We start from the raw sequence: 15,157 nt of genomic DNA, 5'->3' as shown, positions 1-15,157 counted from the left end.
GACGTCTACTCCCTGGGCGTCACGCTCTACCAGGCGGCCGTGGGCGAGGTCCCCTTCGTCGGGACCCCGATGGAGGTCGCCGGGCAACACATCCACCAGCCCCGGTCCCGCCGAAAAAGGACGGCGTCGAGGTGGACGGGAAGATCGAAGCCCTCATCCTCGACTGCCTCGCCAAGGACCCCGAGCTCCGCCCGACCGCCGAGGAGGTCCACGCAAGGCTCCGCGAGGAGACCAACCGGGCCTACGAACAGGCGGTAGCCCCGCCTCCCCGGCCCAGGAGGAGCCCGCCCGACCAGCCAGGCCACCCGTCAAGCCCCTCGCCCGGCCCCGACGGCCGCCCCGGCCCCCCAGAGGCAGCGCCGGGGACGCGGGCCGCTCCTCGCAGGCCTCGCGGCGCTGCTCCTGGTCCTGCTGGGCCTGGCCCTCTATTCCGCGCTGAGCGGTAGCGAAGACCCGGGCACCGCCTCGAACCCGCAGCCCAACGAAGAGCAGGCGCAGCCCGCCGCGGGGACGGGGGCAAGACCCCCTCCCGCCGAGGAAGAACCGGCGCCGGAGCCCGAGCAGCAGGCGCAGGAGCAGCAAGAGCCGCCGCAAGACGCGGGCCAGGAACAGCAGCAGGCGGAGCAGCAGGCCCCCGCCCCGAAGACGCGCGGGGCGGCGGTAACGCGGACGCGGAGAACGGCCTCACGCAGGGAGCCGCCGAGCAAGCGATCCAGCAGGTATACGAGACCGCGGCCTCAGGTGATTACGACGCCTCCTACGCCTTGCTCTCCCAGGGCTTCCGCCAGGCTGCGGCCCCGACGCAGGCGGCGTGGAGCGGGCAGTTCGAGACCTTGCAGAGCCTGGAGTTCGAGGAGGGGCCGACGGCACAGATCGAGGGCGACGTCGCCACGGTGACGGGGACCACCATAGCGACGCACACGGACCGCACGGAGCGTAACTTCGTGACCTGGACGCTCGTCAACGAGGGCGGCGAGTGGAAGCTGGATGACATCCCCTCTCTAGAAACCGAGCTAATATAAGAGCTCTCTTGTCAGGCTACGGAGGGGATCTATCCTGAAAACGGCGTTTACAGCGGTGGTCTCGGCGATCATCGGCGGGCTTATAGCCACGGTCCTGGTCTACCTCGGGGTCTCCAACATCGATGGCGGGAGCTCGGGGGACGTGACGATCACCGAGGCACCGGGCGGGGCGACCCCGACGGGGAGCGTGGATCCGGGCAGCGCCGAGGGCCCTTCGGTGCGGGACGTCTACAACCAGGACGGGCCCGGCGTGGTCACGGTGGAGGTCGCCTCGCGGGAGGTCGGGCCCGGCGGCGGCTCGGGGTTCGTGATCGACAAGCAGGGTCACGTGGTCACGAACCAGCACGTCGTCGACGGCGCCGACAGCGTCTCGGTCGCCTTCGCGAGCGGGGCCAGGGAGAGGGCCAGGGTGGTGGGGGAGGACCCCTCGACCGACGTCGCCGTGCTGCAGGTCGACGCGCCGGAGGAGACGTTGAAGCCCCTCACTCTGGGCGACTCCGAGGCTCTGGGGGTCGGGGACCCGGTCATCGCGATCGGCAACCCGCTCGACGTCGGCATCAGCGTCACCACGGGCATCGTCAGCGGGGTCGGGCGCCCGATCAAGGCGCCGAACAACTACACGATCAACGGCGCCGTGCAGACGGACGCCGCGATAAACCCCGGCAACTCGGGCGGCCCGCTCCTCGACGCCCGCGGCACGGTGATCGGGGTCAACTCGCAGATTTTCTCGGAGACGGGCGGCTTCCAGGGGGTGGGCTTCGCGGTCCCGATCAACACGGTCAAGAGCGTGGTCGAGCAGCTTATAGAGACCGGGAGGGTCGAGCACGGCTTTATAGGCGTGAGGATGTTCCCGGTGGGCGTCGGGGAGCTCGCGGCCTACTCGGGCCGGGACGCCGGCAGGCTCTCGGACGAGTTCGGGCTCCCCGAGGACGGCGCGATCGTCAGCGAGGCCACGAGGGGCGGTCCTGCGGACGAGGCCGGCCTCAGGGGCGGCGAGGGGCGCGAGGAGGAGATCGCCGGCCTCCCGGTCCCGATCGGGGACGTCATCACGCAGGTCAGGGGCGAGCCGGTCTCGACGCCGGACGACGTCATAGAGGTCGTCAACTCCTTGAAGCCGGGCGACGATCTGCCCCTCACCGTCGTCACCCCCGGCGAGGAGCCGCGCGAGGTGACGGTGCGCCTCGGGGTGCAGCCGCCGCAGTAGCAGCGGTTGCCCGTGCCCGGGGGCGGTGCTAGAGTCCCGCCGTGCCGCCCCCGAAAGGCGGAGCGGCCGAAGTCGATGCTCCGGGGGCCGCTAAGAGCCTCGGTCCTCCGGAGAAACCGAGCCGGAGGTGTCTCGTGGTACGCGGTAGGGTCAAGTGGTTCTCCGACGAGAAGGGCTACGGCTTCATCACGCCGGAAGCCGGGGGCGACGATCTTTTCGTCCACTACTCGGAGGTCGTCGGGGAGGGGTTCCGAACGCTCGAGGAGGGCAGCGAGGTCGAGTTCGAGGTCGTCGAGGGGCGGCGGGGCAAGCAGGCCTCCAAGGTCGAGGTCTTGGGCCAGTAGGCCCGTCCGGGGAAGGCGGGGTTTGACGGAGGACCTGAAGCGCGCCGCCGCCGAGAAGGCGGTCGAGGAGTACGTCGAGAGCGGGGACGTGGTGGGGCTCGGGACGGGCTCGACGGCGTCGCACGCGGTGCGCAGGATCGGGCAGTTGATCGCCGCGGGCGAGCTCCACGGCATCCGGGGCGTGCCCACCTCGGCGAGGACCGCGGCCCTCGCCCGCGAGGCCGGCATCCCGCTCGTCGACCTCGCGGACTCCCGCCCCGCCGTGACGATCGACGGGGCGGACGAGATCGCCCCGGACCTCAGCGTCGTCAAGGGCCTCGGCGGGGCGCTCCTCAGGGAGAAGATCGTGGCGCACGCCAGCCTCCGCGGCCTCGTGGTCGTCGCCGACGGCTCGAAGTCCGTGGGTTCCCTCGGGGGGGTGCCCCTGCCCGTCGAGGTGGAGCCGTTCGGCTACGAGGCCACCCTCGCGGCGCTGGCCTCCCTGGGGTGCGAGCCGACCCTGAGGCTGGAGGGCCAGGGATCCCAGACCGGAGACCCCGGCCGTCCCTACGTCACCGACGGCGGCCACTACACCGCCGACTGCCTCTTCCCCGACGGCATCGCCGAGCCGGGCGCGCTCGAAACGGAGATCAAACGCATCCCCGGCGCGCTGGAGACGGGCCTCTTCGTCGGCCTCGCCCACGCCGCCGTCGTGGCCCGCGCGGACGGGATCGAGATCATGGAGGGTCTCCCGAAACCGGATTAGCCCGTCGGGCTCTGGAGGCGCAGAACGAGCGCGGGGCCCAAGAAAGGGCCCCGCGCTCGTCTGGCGGTCCAGAGGTCGCCGGGAGCGGCGCCCAGGTTAGCCCCTGGTGGCCCCGAAGCCCGCGCGCGTGCCGGGGCGGGAGGAGCGGTCCTTCTCGACGACGAGCTTGTAGATGGCGTCGTACTCGACGTAGACGGTCGCCTTGCCGTCCTCCATCTTTACCCTGAGGTACTCGTCCTCCACGGAGACCTCGGCCTTGGGCTCCACGGTGAAGGTGTCCCTCTTGTCCCACACCACGAGGTTCGACTCGTCCTCGCGGGCCTCGTCCACAATCCTCTTGACTATCTCACGGTCCATCGCCGCCCCTTTCGAAGATTCGTATCTTTAGCGGACTCATTCTACTTGACGAGGCGGCGGCGGTAGCAGGAGCGGCTCGGGGGGGCGATCCGGGCGCGGCCAGGGTATAGAATATGCGGCCGATCGGCCGGTAACGGCGTTTTGGGTTCGCAATCAACGGAGCATGGAGTCTTGAAGAGAGTGGTGACGAAGATCCGGGACCTCGACCGGGCGCTTTTCCGGAGGGTCTTCGGGATGAAGTGGGAGCCTTTCGACGGCGTGATGAGGATGTTTACGATCGCCGGGTCGGCCGGGGCGATATGGGGGTGCATCGCCTTTCTCGCCTTCGTCGCCAGCGGGCTGGAGCTCCTCAACCTCGCCGTCCCGTGGACCGCGATCGCCGGCTCCTGGATCGTCGCCGAGGGGACGAAGCACCTCTTCAACCGGAACCGCCCGTTCCTGTGGGACGCCGAGGTCGCCCCCCTCATAAAGACGCCCTCTTCCAGCTCCTTCCCCTCCGGCCACTCTGCGACCGCCGCCGCCGGCGCCCTTACCCTCTCCTTCTTCTACCCGGCGCTCGCCCCGGTCCTGCTGGTCGCGGGCTTCCTCGTCGCCCTCTCCCGGGTCTACCTCGGCGTCCACTACCCGTTCGACGTGCTCGCCGGCGTGCTTATCGGGACGACCGTCGCCGCGCTCCTGCTCCTGCTGCTCTAGTGGACGCGGGGCGATTCCGGGGCGTGAAGGGGCTTACGGGCCTCGTCCGGCATCTGGGATAGAAAAAGACTATGAGGATCCCGAGATACCACACCGTCGGGGCGGTAGCCGCGGACGCCCGGACCCTCGACGATCTGGGGCGCAGGCTCTCTCCCCTGGACGTCGCGCCGGACTCCGTGCTCGTCCTCGCCCGGCGGCGGGACGCCGGGCTCGCCGAGAACATCCTCCCCGGGGCGTGCGTGCGGCACGTCCAGAGGGGCCTCTCGCGCATGCAGTGGTTCGAGTTCGCGAGCACCTTCTTCTCCGCGTCGACCGTCAGCTTCCTGATGGGGGTCGTCCACCTGTGGACCGGGCTCGTCGTGCAGGCCGTCCTTACCGTCGCCTCCGTCGTCGGCCTCGTCGCGTACCACCGCCGACCCCGGCTCCGCAAGCAGCTTCTCGCCCTTGGGCTCCCCGAGCGGCTGGCCGAGGAGTGGGCCGAGGCGTTCCCCTCCGGCTTCGCCCTCGTGCTCGCCACCGTCCCGGAGGAGGACTCCGAGGAGACCCAGGAGGCGTTCCTCGCGGACGACCGCCTCGTCTCGCCCCTCGCCGTCGACCGGCGTCCGGTCCTGTAAGCACGGCTCATCGCGTCTGACATTGGGTCCGGGCCGCGTGTAGGGCCTGCCCGCCTTGGGGCGCTTGCGACCGTCAGATTTCCCTGCTGAAATGCTGGCCGTCCGGCGAGCCGAGGGGAGGACGAGTTGATAGTGCGCGAGGTTCCGGAGGGGTTCGTCCTGATCGGGCAGCACGACCACGGGTTGGTGGCGGGCGAGATCGCGCGCCACTGGGCGAGGGGACCCCGCCCGTCCCCGTCCACGCTCTACGCCGTCGCGCAGCACGACCTGGGCTGGCGGGCGCTGGACGAGTCGGTGCTGTGGAACGACGAGGCCGGCCGTCCCCACGACTTTATCGACTACCCCGTCGAGCCGAAGGTCCGGGCCTTCACCGGCGCCCTGGACCGGCTGGAAGAACGGGACCCACACGCGGCGTGCCTCTCCAGCATGCACTACACGACGCTGATACAAGGCTCCGAGAGGGCCGCCGACGTACGGTTCCGGGAGGCCGAGGGGCGCAGGCAGGAGCGCCTGAAAGGGCGGATCTCCGAAGAGAGCGTCGGGTCCCTGGACCGGGACCTGCGGTTCTTGAAGCTCTGCGACGGCCTCTCGCTCTTCCTTTGTCTCAACGAGCCCGGGCGCGAGGCCTCCAACCCGCCGCCGTACCCGGACGGATTGGTGTTCGACGGGGAGGAGTACGTCCCCGAGTGGGCCGACGACCGGACGCTCAGGGTGCGTCCGGATCCGTTCGACGCGCCTTTCGAGGTGGGGCTGCCGTACCGCGTGTTCGGGAGGGACGGGCAGGGTTTAGGCGAGGGGCGGCTGGAGCTACGGATCTCCGGTTGAGCGGTATGCTCTAGGGGACGATGTCGCCCCCGGACGGGGGCTCGGCAGGAAAAATAGAAGGGAACGCATGAGGGACGCATCTTACGAGTTCTTGAAGAAGCTCCTGTCCACGCCGGGGCCGAGCGGCTACGAGGGCGCCGCCGCAAGGGTGTGGCGCGAGGAGGCCGCCAAGTTCGCCGAGGTACGCGGCGACAGGATGGGCAACTCCTTCGCCACCCTCAACCCCGGCGGCTCGCCCAGGGTGATGCTCTCCGGGCACATCGACGAGATCGGCCTGATGGTCACGAACGTCGACGAGCAGGGGCTCTTGCACTTCACGGGCGTCGGCGGCTGGGACCCGCAGGTCCTCGTCGGGCAGCGCGTCCTCGTGCAGACGGACGACGGCCCCGTCCCCGGCGTCATCGGCAAGAAGGCCATCCACGTCATGGAGCCCGAGGAGCGCAAAAAGGTCTCGGAGATAAAGAGCCTCTGGATCGACATCGGCGCCAAGAACGCGGACGAGGCGAAAGGGAAGGTCCGCGTCGGGGACGTCGGCGTCATCGACCAGCCCGTCCTCGAGCTGCCGAACAACCGCATCGCCTCGCGCTCGCTGGACAACAGGATGGGCGCCTTCGTCGTGCTCGAGGCCCTCAGGCTCCTCTCCGAGGTTGATGGGCTCGCCGCCGAGGTCGTCGCGGTCGCCAGCGTGCAGGAGGAGATCGGGCTCTACGGCGCGCGCGGGGCCGCCTTCGGCCTCGACCCCGACGCGGCGATCGCCGTGGACGTCACCCACGCCACCGACACCCCCGGCGTCTCCAAAAACGAGCACGGCGACCACGCTTTGGGCTCCGGCCCCGTCATCAAGCGCGCCACGAACCTCAGCCCAATCGTCTCCGGCGGCCTCATAGCCGCCGCCGAGACCGAGGGCATCGCCTACACCCTGGAGGCCGACTCGCGCTCCACGGGGACCGACGCCGACGGCATCCAGTTTCAGCGCGCCGGCATCGCCACGGGGCTCGTCTCCGCCCCGAACCGCTACATGCACTCCCCGAACGAGGTCGTCGACCTCGACGACCTCGACGGCTGCGCCCGCCTGATCTCCGCCTACGTCGGCGGCCTCGAGAAGGGCACGGACTTCGTCCGCTGAGGCGACGCCGGGCACCGAACCGAGCACGAAGAAGGGGAGGGGGGCGGCCGCGCCCCCCTCCTCGTCGAGCTCTCGCTGCTCCTGGCCGTCTTCTTTTTCGGGACGAACTTCGTCGCGGTAAAGCACGTCGTGGCCGACGTGCCCCGCTCCTCTTCGCGGCGGCACGCTTCACCATCGCCGGGCTCCTCCTCGTCGGGGTCGCGCGCCTCCTGGAGCCGAGCCGCATCGGTAGGGGGACCTGCTCCCCATGCTCGGCCTCGGGGCCGTCGGCATTGCGGGGGCGCAGCCCCTGCTCGCCACGGGAGTCGGCTGGACGACCGCCGCGAACTCCGCCCTGATCTTCTCGACCGCCCCGATCTGGGGATGCCCCTCGGCTTCGCCCTCGGCCTCGAACGGCCCCGCCGAGAGCTCCGGGGGCTCGCTCTGGGCGACGCGGATACCCTGGCGGGCGACCTGCTGGTCCTGGGGCGGCGGTCTGCTGGGGCTGCTACACGATGCTCTCGCTCCCCCTCCTCGAGAAGCACCCGCCCTTGAGCGTGGCCGCCTATCCGATGCTCCTCGGCGGGCTGGCGATCTTCCCGGTCGCCGCGCTCTTTCCGGTCGGGGACCTGCCGGTCGCTACGACCCTCGGCTGGAGCGTGTGGGGGGCGGCGGTCTACTCGCTGCTCTTCTCCGCCGCCTTCGGGTTCGCCGCCTGGCAGAGGGGGGTGCGCAGGGTGGGCGCCAACCGCGTGCTCGTCTACCAGTACCTCGTCACCCTGATCGGGGTCACGGCCGGCATCGTGCTCCTCGGCGAGGGGTTCGGGCCCGAAAAGATCCTGGGCGCGGTTATACTCCTCGCTGGCGTCTACCTCGCCCGGAGCCCGTAGGCCCCGGCGGGTAGAGACCGCGCGTGGACCCGCCGCTCGGAGGCAGGGCGAACGCGTCACAAGGGAGGCTCTGGCGCTTGGGCGCGGACGGAAGGAACAACCGACGGCCGGGGCGGGGCGATGTCCTTTAAGACCCTTCTCAGGAGCGGGCTCTACCTCGCGTCCCTCGGGCTCGCCGTGCACCTCGTGCTGCCCCGCATCCCCGGCATCGAGCGTTCGTTCGTCCTGATCTCGAACTCCTCCGGGCCCCTCATCTGGGCGGCCTTTCTGGCCATCTTCGCGAGCTACGCTTGCTACGCGGAGATTCTGGGCCGGACGGTCGGGGCGACGACGGGCCTCGGTGTCTCCGCGAGGAGCCGGAAACGCCACGGCCTCGGGCGCTGGTTTATGTTCCGCCTCACCGTCGCCGAGCACGGGGCCTCCAAGGTCCTGCCGGGCGGCGGGAGCGCGGCGGCGGCCGTCACCTACGCCGGGCTCCGTATCCGCGGGCTCAAGCCCACGCGCGGGGCCCTGGCGGTCGCCACGACCTCCGTGCTCGTCTACGGCACCCTGACGGCCATCTTCCTCGCGAGCCTCGTGTACCTGGTCCTGGACCAGGAGCTGAACCGGGCGGCGACGGTCGCCTCCGTCTTCGCCCTCTTTCTGACGTTCTGCGCCCTCGTGCTCGCCACCCTCTCCTACCGCTCGCCGAACGCCACCCGGCGCTTCCTGACCGGGGTGCTCTACCGGGTGGGACGCCTCCTCCTGAGGCGGCGGTGGTCGCGGCGGCAGACGGAGCTCAGGGCCGCCAGGGTCGTCCTCGGGCTGCAGTACGAGGTGCGCGCCCTCCGGGAGCAGCTCCTGTACCACCCCGTCGCCGCGGCCCGGCTCTTCGTCCTCGCCGTGCTCTACTGGGCGATGGACGCGGCCTGCTTGTTCCTGATCTTCGTCTCCCTCGGAGTCCCGACGGGGGGCGTCGAGCTCCTCGTGGCCTACGGGGTCGCGACCACCTTCGGCTCCCTCCCGCTCACGCCGGGGGGCCTCGGCGTGGTGGAGGCGACGATGATCGGCACCCTCGCCCTCCTCGGCGCGGGCCCGGAGGTCGCCATCCCCGTCCTCGGCTACCGGCTCTTCAACTTCTGGCTCCCCATCCCGCTCGCCGCCATCCTCTACCCGACCCTCCACGTGGGCTCCGCCAAGTACGCCCGCGAAGAGGGGGCGCCGGAGCGCCGTCCGAAGCTGCGCCGCAAGAAGCCCCGCTAGGGAACTTCCCCGGCGGCCGGGCGCCCACCGTCCCGATGCCGGTACTCGAAGACGGTCGGCAAGATCGACGACAGCGCGAGCAGCCCGACGAGCGCCAGCGGACCGGGGCCGACCGCCACGAGCGCGAGGGCGGAGGCCACGGTGGGCAGGCGCGGAACGAGGATGGCGCGGCTGCCGAGGTCGTCGTGCAGAAACCCGGCGAGGGCCGCTATCGCGACGACGAAGACCAGGTCGAAGAAGAGCTCGAACCAGGTCGTCCGCCGTCTCCCCCGATCCGCAGCCGGGGCGCGCTCCACGCCGTCCTGCCCGGCCCTTGCGGAGTGCATTCGTGGCGGTCGGCGGGGGCGGCTCACGGCGTGCCTCCGTTGCTTACCGCGTCCGCGAAGAGAAGCCCGGCAACCATGCGCCCCAGGATCTTGACCCCGAGGAGGCACGCTCCTCGCCGGGGGAGGCGCCGTTACGGGGCCTACTGCGTCAAGCTCCGCGCTCGCCGAGCCGCAGCTCGAAGCTCGTCTCCTCGCCGTCCCTCACGACGGTGGCCTCGACGGTGTCGCCGGGGCGGTAGCGGCGGAGGGCGGAGAGGAGGTCGCCGGAGTTTCTGACGGGCTCCGAGCCCAGGGCCGTCACCACGTCCCCGGACCTGAGGCCGGCGCTCCCCGCGGGGCCGTCGGGCTCGACCTCGGCCACGAGCGCCCCGGATTCCACTCCGGCGTCGAGGCGGCGGGCCGTCTCCGGGTTCAGGTCCGAGAGGGTGACGCCGAGGTAGGGCTGGGTGGCCTCCCCGGTCTCGATAAGCTGCTCGGCGACGGAGGTTACGGTGCCCGCCGGGATCGCGAAGCCTATGCTCTCGGCCCCGGTCTGCCCCGGCGGGAGGTAGGCGACGTTCATCCCTATAACCTCCCCCGAGCCGTCGGCCAGGGCGCCGCCCGAGGAGCCGGGCGAGATCGCCGCGTCCGTCTGGATGAGGTCCACGAGCGCGCTCTCCTGGCGCCCCCCCGTGAGCGTCGCGGGGATCTCGCGTCCCACGCCGCTGACGACGCCCGAGGTGACGGTGGACTGGAAGCCCGAAGGGCTGCCGACGGCGACGGCGATCTGGCCGGGCGCCAGGTCGCGCCCGTCTCCGAAGCTCGCCGCGGGCAGGCCGCGCCGGTCCACCCGGATCACGGCGACGTCCGTCGCGGGGTCCGTGCCGACGACCCGGCCCTCCTCGGTGGTCCCGTCGGCGAAGGCGACGCCGACCTCGCTCGCCCCCTCGACGACGTGGTTGTTCGTGACGATGTAGCCGTCCTCGCGGAGGACGATGCCGCTCCCCACGCCCTGCTGCCCGCCCGACCCGGAGGCCGTCCCGCCGACGCCGGAGACGTTCACCTGCACCACGGAGGGCTCCACCTCCGCCGCGGCCCTCGCGACGCGCTCCTCCCCGGCCGGGGCGGCCGAGGCCACCCCCGGCTCGCCCGTCTCCGAGACGCCGCCGAAGAGCGCCCCGTAGCCCAAGACCACGGCGCCGCCGAGGATCGCGGCCAAGAGCAGGGGGGCGAAGCGCCTCATGCGAGAACCCCCCTCAGGATCTGCTCGTACTCACCGCCCTTGAGAAGCTTCTCGGCCTCCCGCTGGATCTGGCGGACCCGCTCGCGCGAGACGTCGAGCTCCTCGGCGAGCTCCCCGAGGGTGGACTTCTTCCGATCGTCGAGCCCGTAGCGGCGGACGAGCACGTAGCGCTGGCGCTCCGGGAGGCGCTCCACCGCCGCCTTGAGGCTCGACGCCTCGAGCTCGCGGATCATGGCCTCCGGGCCGCTCGGGGCGCGCCCGTCCTCCACGAGCTCCCCGAGCTCGGTGGCGCCCTCGTCCCGGCTCAGGGGCTGGTTGAGGCTCGTCGCGTCCGGCATCGCCCGCAGGGCCCCCGCGACCTCCTCCACGTCCCACCCGAGGGCGTCGGCGACCTCCTCGTCGGTCGGCTCGCGGTTGAGCTCCGCCGACAGCCCGTTGTAGGTGCGGTTCATCTTCCTTATCTTCTCCGCCATGTGCACCGGCACCCGAATGGTGCGCCCCTTGTCCGTCACAGAGCGCTGCACCGCCTGGCGGATCCACCACGTCGCGTACGTGGAGAAGCGGTACCCGCGGTCGGGGTCGAACTTCTCCACCGCCTTCATCAGGCCGATGTTCCCCTCCTGGATGAGGTCCTCGAAGGGAAGGCCCATGCCGCGGTACTTCTTGGCGACGGAGACCACGAGCCTGAGGTTCTTCTCGATCAGCTTCTGGCGCGCCCTCGGGTCGCCGTCGTTGGCGGCCCTGCTGAGGGTCAGCTCCTCGGAGTGGGTCAGGAGCCTGCCGCGGCTGATGCGCGAGAGGTAGCCTGCGAGAAGCTCCGGGGTGTCGCCTTCCCTGATCTGACTGGCCTGTCTCGGCACGGTCTCGCCTCGCTTTCGGGTCGAAATCCTTGAGGTGTTCTCGTCGTGCTACCAGTTAAGCGGTCGGGCCTGTGACCCCACTTTGAAAAGCGTGAGGATTTCCACAGAAACGGGCCCCCTCTGGTCAGTTCCTCTCCCGACGGGCGATAATAAGCGCCGAGATGAAGATTCTTGTGGTCGAAGACGAGGAGAGGCTGGCCCGCCTGATCTCGCGCGTCCTCAAGGAGGAGGGCTACGCGGTGGAGACGGAGACGAACGGGCGCGCGGCGCTCGTCCGGGCGCTCTCCGGGAGCCACGACCTGCTCGTCGTCGACTGGATGCTCCCCGAGCTGAGCGGCGTCCAGCTCGTGAAGCGGCTCCGGACCGCCGAGGTCGCCACGCCCGCGCTGATGCTCACGGCGCGCGACCAGATCGAGGACCGGGTCGAGGGCCTCGACGCGGGCGCCGACGACTACCTCCCCAAGCCCTTCGCCTTCCCCGAGCTTCTCGCGCGCGTGCGAGCCCTGACGCGCAGGCCGTGGGCCGCCGAGGGCTCGGACAAGTCCATCCTCGAGGGCGGGGACGTGACGCTCGACCCCGTGCGCCACGTCGTCCGCCACGGGAACGAGGCGGTAGATCTCACCGCCAAGGAGTTCGCCCTGCTCGCGACGCTCCTCCAGCGCCCCGGGCAGGTCTTCACCCGCTCCGTCCTCCTGGACACCGTGTGGGGCGCCTCGACCGACGTCTACACCAACGTCGTCGACCTCTACGTCTCCTACCTCAGAAAGAAGCTCGACCGCGACGGCGAGAGCTCCCACATCCGCACCATCCGCGGCGTCGGCTACACCTTCGACCCCCAACCGGGGCAGCGCTGATGTTCGACAGCATCCGCATCCGCCTCACCATGGGCTACGTCGGTATCCTCGCCCTGATCCTGCTCCTCTTCGGCGCCGTCGCGGTGGTCTGGTTCCAGCGGCAGGTGACGGACCAGCAGGACAAGGTCCTCCTGCAGAGGATGGAGGTCGAGAAGGAGAAGTTCCTCGACGGCTCGAACCAGTACGGCGTCGTCCAGGCGACGACGGACTACGACGTCGCCGTGGTCGCCCTCCCCTCCGGCGGCTCGGCGAGCGTGAGCTTCCTCGACCTGACGTCCTCGCCCCAATCCCTCGGCCTCCCCTACGTGGAGATGGCGCAGGCCGCGAGGCAGGAGAAACACCGCGTGTTCGGCACCGCGGAGGGCCCGCGGGGGGACGTGCGCGTGGTGAGCGAGCCCCTCTTCGACAACTCCGGCAACGGGGAGGTCGTGGCCGTCATCCAGGCCGCGCAGTCGCTGAAGATGGCGCGGGAGACGATCTGGGAGCTCGTCTTCGTCCTCGTCCCCGTGGGCATCGGCGCCCTGACGCTCGCCACCGTGGGCGGCCTCCTGATGTCCCGCCGCGCGATACGGCCGGTGCGGCGCTCCTTCGAGCGCCAGCGCACGTTTATCGCCGACGCCTCCCACGAGCTGAAGACGCCCCTCACCCTCATACGGGCCGACGCCGAGGTCCTCTCCCGCGGCCTGGAAGACGAGGACGACCGGGAGCTCGTGGAGGACATCCTCCAGGAGACGGACCGGACGAACGCGATCCTCTCCGACCTCCTGGTCCTCGCCCGCCTCGACGCCGGCAAGCTCGAGGTCGCCCAGAAGCCCTTCGACCTCGCGGTGATCCTCGCCGGGGCGGCCGACCGCTTCGAGGCGCGCGCGGCGGGGGAGGGCATCCGCCTCGAGACGGGGGTCGACGGCGAGCTGCCGACGCGCGGCGACCCGGAACGGACCGAGCAGATCCTGGCGGCCCTCCTCGACAACGCGATCCGCTTCACCCCCCACGGCGGCTCCATCGCCGTCGTGGGGCGCCGGGACGGGAACACGGTCGTGGCGACGGTAGAAGACACGGGGCCGGGCGTCCCGGACGCCCACCTCCCGCGCATCTTCGACCGCTTCTACCGCGCCGACGAGGCCCGGACCAGGGGCCCGCACGGCGGCGGCACGGGCCTGGGGCTCGCCATCTCCCGCGACCTCGCGCGCGCCCAGGGGGGCGAGCTCACCGCCGAGAACGTGCCCGGGGAAGGGGCCGGGGCGAGGTTCATCCTCACCCTCCCGGCCAGCCCCTGAGCCTCCCCTAGATCACGCCTGGCCGTCCGGTACGAACTCCCGGACCTTCTCGTTGCCCCGCGCGTGGACCACCGCGAGCGTCATGCCCGAGCACCTCCAGCCGTCCGGCGCACGCTCCAGCGTGTGGGTGTAGGTGCCCCAGACCTCCCACAGGTCGGAGCCCGTACCGCGCCTCAGGATGTTGAGCGCGTGGCCCTTGGAGACCACCTCGGCCCGGTCCCCGTCGATGCGGATCCGGTGGTTCGTACGCATGTGGAAGCTCGGCTTCTCCGGGTAGAGGTTCGTCCTCCACGCGCCTACGAGGTCGTCCGAGGGCATGCGCCCGGGCTCTCCCCCCGCCAGGGAGGTGAAGTCCACGTAGATCTCGTCCGTAAAGTAGCTCCGGCACAGTACCCAGTCCTTGGCGTCCACCGCGTCGTCGATCCCGTCCACCACGCGCCGGATCTCCGCCTCGTCCGTGAGCCGCCGAACCTCGTCGCTCGTCCGTTCGCTCAACTTCGGTCACCTCCCCGTGCCGGTGTCCTGCGCCTTTCCTCTACCAGGCCTCGGGCTCGCCGTCGTAGAAGAACCCGCCCGTGGGGCCGTCCTCGGGCAGCGTCGCCGCCCAGATCACGCCCCGGGCCCCATCCTCTACCGACCGTCCCCCTCGACCGCCCATGTCGGTGGCCGTCCAGCCCGGGTCCACGGCGTTGACGAGGATGCCCGTGCCGCGAAGCTCGGCGCCCAGCATCCTCGTCAGGGCATTGAGGGCGACCTTGGAGACGTTGTAGGCGGGGGTGGAAGCACCCATGCTGCTCAAGGAGCCTGCTCCGCTGGAGACGTTGACGATCCGGCCGTAGCCGCCCCTGCGCATCAGCGGCACGAGCGCCCGCGAGGTGCGCCACGCGCCGAAGGCGTTGGTCTCCAGGGCCTCGCGCACGACGTCGAGGTCGGCCGTCAGGGGCCGCTGCCAGGTGTCGTAGAGGATGCCGGCGTTGTTCACGAGCACGTCCACGCCCCCAGCTCGTCCTCGATCCGCGCCGCCAGCCCCGCACGCTCGCGTCGTCGGAGACGTCGAGCTCGCGGACGAGCACGCTCAGGCCCTCGCCCTCCAGCTCCTCGGCCGCCGCCTCGCCCTTCTCCGGACTCCGCGCCCCAGAACGACCGTCATCCCCCTCCGCGCGAGCCCGCGCGCGACCTCCAGCCCTATGCCCCTGTTCGCCCCGGTCACCACCGCCATGGCTTCAGGCACGGCCTTCCCCTTTCTCGGCGTCGCGACGGAGGCTATCCCCGTCCACTTCACGCCTAGTTGATACCGGTCTCGTACCGAGGGTAACCATACCGCCGCAGAACGCGCAAGAAACAGAGTCGCGAAGCCGATTCTCGGATACGTCTACTCCCAGGAGAAGGGGAGCCCCCCTCGCGCGTCCCTGGCCCCCGCGCGAGCAACGAGACTACGGCGCCGATCGGTCGGAGCGCTCGTCGGACTCGAAGGTACCGGGACGCGGAGTTCCCGCGCTCCCGTCGTCCGGGACCACTTGCCGCCCCGGACGACAAAAGGCGGGGGCCGCGCGAACGGCCCCCGCCTCAGTCTTCGT

Annotated in this window: 18 protein-coding genes and 1 pseudogene; 12 read left to right on the top strand and 7 right to left on the bottom strand. The window is 70.9% G+C overall.

The features are described from left to right. Positions 1-26 precede the first annotated feature (26 nt). A complete protein-coding gene (locus GBA65_RS16060) occupies positions 27-305 on the bottom strand; it encodes a hypothetical protein (RefSeq protein ID WP_166397426.1) in 279 nt (92 codons plus the stop codon). A 459-nt stretch (positions 306-764) separates the two neighbouring features. Between GBA65_RS16060 and GBA65_RS16055 the strand changes: the two genes are divergently transcribed. From GBA65_RS16055 to rpiA, 4 genes are all read left to right on the top strand, one after another. Beyond that, positions 765-1,022 carry a hypothetical protein gene (locus GBA65_RS16055; RefSeq protein ID WP_166397425.1) on the top strand — a complete coding sequence of 86 codons (258 nt, stop codon included), beginning with the start codon at positions 765-767 and terminating at the stop codon, positions 1,020-1,022. A gap of 55 nt (positions 1,023-1,077) precedes the next feature. Further along, positions 1,078-2,226 (top strand): S1C family serine protease, encoded by a 1,149-nt coding sequence (locus GBA65_RS16050; protein WP_166397424.1) that lies wholly within the window; start codon positions 1,078-1,080, stop codon positions 2,224-2,226. 134 nt (positions 2,227-2,360) lie between these two features. Beyond that, positions 2,361-2,570 (top strand): cold-shock protein, encoded by a 210-nt coding sequence (locus GBA65_RS16045; RefSeq protein WP_166397423.1) that lies wholly within the window; start codon positions 2,361-2,363, stop codon positions 2,568-2,570. A 22-nt stretch (positions 2,571-2,592) separates the two neighbouring features. Further along, the gene (rpiA, locus tag GBA65_RS16040) at positions 2,593-3,315 is read left to right on the top strand and encodes a ribose-5-phosphate isomerase RpiA (protein WP_166397422.1); all 723 of its coding nucleotides are present in this window, start codon (positions 2,593-2,595) and stop codon (positions 3,313-3,315) included. 96 nt (positions 3,316-3,411) lie between these two features. Here rpiA and GBA65_RS16035 read toward each other — a convergent pair whose 3' ends face one another. After that, positions 3,412-3,672 (bottom strand): hypothetical protein, encoded by a 261-nt coding sequence (locus GBA65_RS16035; protein ID WP_166397421.1) that lies wholly within the window; start codon positions 3,670-3,672, stop codon positions 3,412-3,414. A 180-nt stretch (positions 3,673-3,852) separates the two neighbouring features. Between GBA65_RS16035 and GBA65_RS16030 the strand changes: the two genes are divergently transcribed. The 6 genes from GBA65_RS16030 to GBA65_RS16005 all read left to right on the top strand — a co-directional run bounded on the left by GBA65_RS16030 (position 3,853) and on the right by GBA65_RS16005 (position 9,041). Next, positions 3,853-4,365: a phosphatase PAP2 family protein gene (locus GBA65_RS16030; protein WP_228281990.1), complete on the top strand. Its 513-nt coding sequence runs from the start codon at positions 3,853-3,855 to the stop codon at positions 4,363-4,365. Positions 4,366-4,436: 71 nt separating this feature from the next. Next, positions 4,437-4,979 (top strand): hypothetical protein, encoded by a 543-nt coding sequence (locus GBA65_RS16025; RefSeq protein ID WP_166397419.1) that lies wholly within the window; start codon positions 4,437-4,439, stop codon positions 4,977-4,979. Between the two features lie 132 nt (positions 4,980-5,111). Beyond that, entirely contained in the window at positions 5,112-5,804 is a 693-nt protein-coding gene (locus GBA65_RS16020) for a DUF3891 family protein (RefSeq protein WP_228281989.1), read from the top strand. Between the two features lie 67 nt (positions 5,805-5,871). Next, positions 5,872-6,930: a M42 family metallopeptidase gene (locus GBA65_RS16015; RefSeq protein WP_166397417.1), complete on the top strand. Its 1,059-nt coding sequence runs from the start codon at positions 5,872-5,874 to the stop codon at positions 6,928-6,930. A gap of 494 nt (positions 6,931-7,424) precedes the next feature. Beyond that, the gene (locus tag GBA65_RS16010) at positions 7,425-7,799 is read left to right on the top strand and encodes a DMT family transporter (protein ID WP_166397416.1); all 375 of its coding nucleotides are present in this window, start codon (positions 7,425-7,427) and stop codon (positions 7,797-7,799) included. Positions 7,800-7,919: 120 nt separating this feature from the next. Further along, positions 7,920-9,041, top strand: coding sequence for a lysylphosphatidylglycerol synthase transmembrane domain-containing protein (locus tag GBA65_RS16005; protein ID WP_166397415.1), 1,122 nt, complete (start codon positions 7,920-7,922; stop codon positions 9,039-9,041). Here GBA65_RS16005 and GBA65_RS23375 read toward each other — a convergent pair. From GBA65_RS23375 to GBA65_RS15990, 3 genes are all read right to left on the bottom strand, one after another. Further along, positions 9,038-9,337: a hypothetical protein gene (locus GBA65_RS23375; protein ID WP_207955827.1), complete on the bottom strand. Its 300-nt coding sequence runs from the start codon at positions 9,335-9,337 to the stop codon at positions 9,038-9,040. The two genes, GBA65_RS16005 and GBA65_RS23375, sit on opposite strands and share 4 nt — an antisense overlap. A 178-nt stretch (positions 9,338-9,515) precedes the next feature. Further along, positions 9,516-10,589: a S1C family serine protease gene (locus GBA65_RS15995; protein ID WP_166397414.1), complete on the bottom strand. Its 1,074-nt coding sequence runs from the start codon at positions 10,587-10,589 to the stop codon at positions 9,516-9,518. Next, a complete protein-coding gene (locus tag GBA65_RS15990) occupies positions 10,586-11,449 on the bottom strand; it encodes a sigma-70 family RNA polymerase sigma factor (protein ID WP_228281397.1) in 864 nt (287 codons plus the stop codon). The genes GBA65_RS15995 and GBA65_RS15990 overlap by 4 nt, the downstream gene beginning before the upstream one ends. A 161-nt stretch (positions 11,450-11,610) precedes the next feature. Between GBA65_RS15990 and GBA65_RS15985 the strand changes: the two genes are divergently transcribed. Together GBA65_RS15985 and GBA65_RS15980 are read left to right on the top strand one after the other, a co-directional pair. After that, the gene (locus GBA65_RS15985) at positions 11,611-12,303 is read left to right on the top strand and encodes a response regulator transcription factor (protein WP_166397413.1); all 693 of its coding nucleotides are present in this window, start codon (positions 11,611-11,613) and stop codon (positions 12,301-12,303) included. Beyond that, the gene (locus tag GBA65_RS15980) at positions 12,303-13,580 is read left to right on the top strand and encodes a sensor histidine kinase (RefSeq protein ID WP_166397412.1); all 1,278 of its coding nucleotides are present in this window, start codon (positions 12,303-12,305) and stop codon (positions 13,578-13,580) included. The genes GBA65_RS15985 and GBA65_RS15980 overlap by 1 nt, the downstream gene beginning before the upstream one ends. Positions 13,581-13,592: 12 nt before the next feature. On the opposite strand, the gene GBA65_RS15975 is transcribed toward GBA65_RS15980, so the two are convergent. Both GBA65_RS15975 and GBA65_RS15970 read right to left on the bottom strand, forming a co-directional pair. Next, the gene (locus tag GBA65_RS15975) at positions 13,593-14,075 is read right to left on the bottom strand and encodes a nuclear transport factor 2 family protein (protein ID WP_166397411.1); all 483 of its coding nucleotides are present in this window, start codon (positions 14,073-14,075) and stop codon (positions 13,593-13,595) included. A gap of 40 nt (positions 14,076-14,115) precedes the next feature. Then, positions 14,116-14,799: pseudogene (locus GBA65_RS15970) on the bottom strand (SDR family NAD(P)-dependent oxidoreductase). Between the last annotated feature and the right edge of the window lie 358 nt (positions 14,800-15,157).

The organism is Rubrobacter marinus (genome assembly GCF_011492965.1).
GTDB classification, from domain to species: Bacteria; Actinomycetota; Rubrobacteria; order Rubrobacterales; family Rubrobacteraceae; genus Rubrobacter_F; species Rubrobacter_F marinus.
This window is presented reverse-complemented; position numbering and strand designations above follow the sequence as displayed.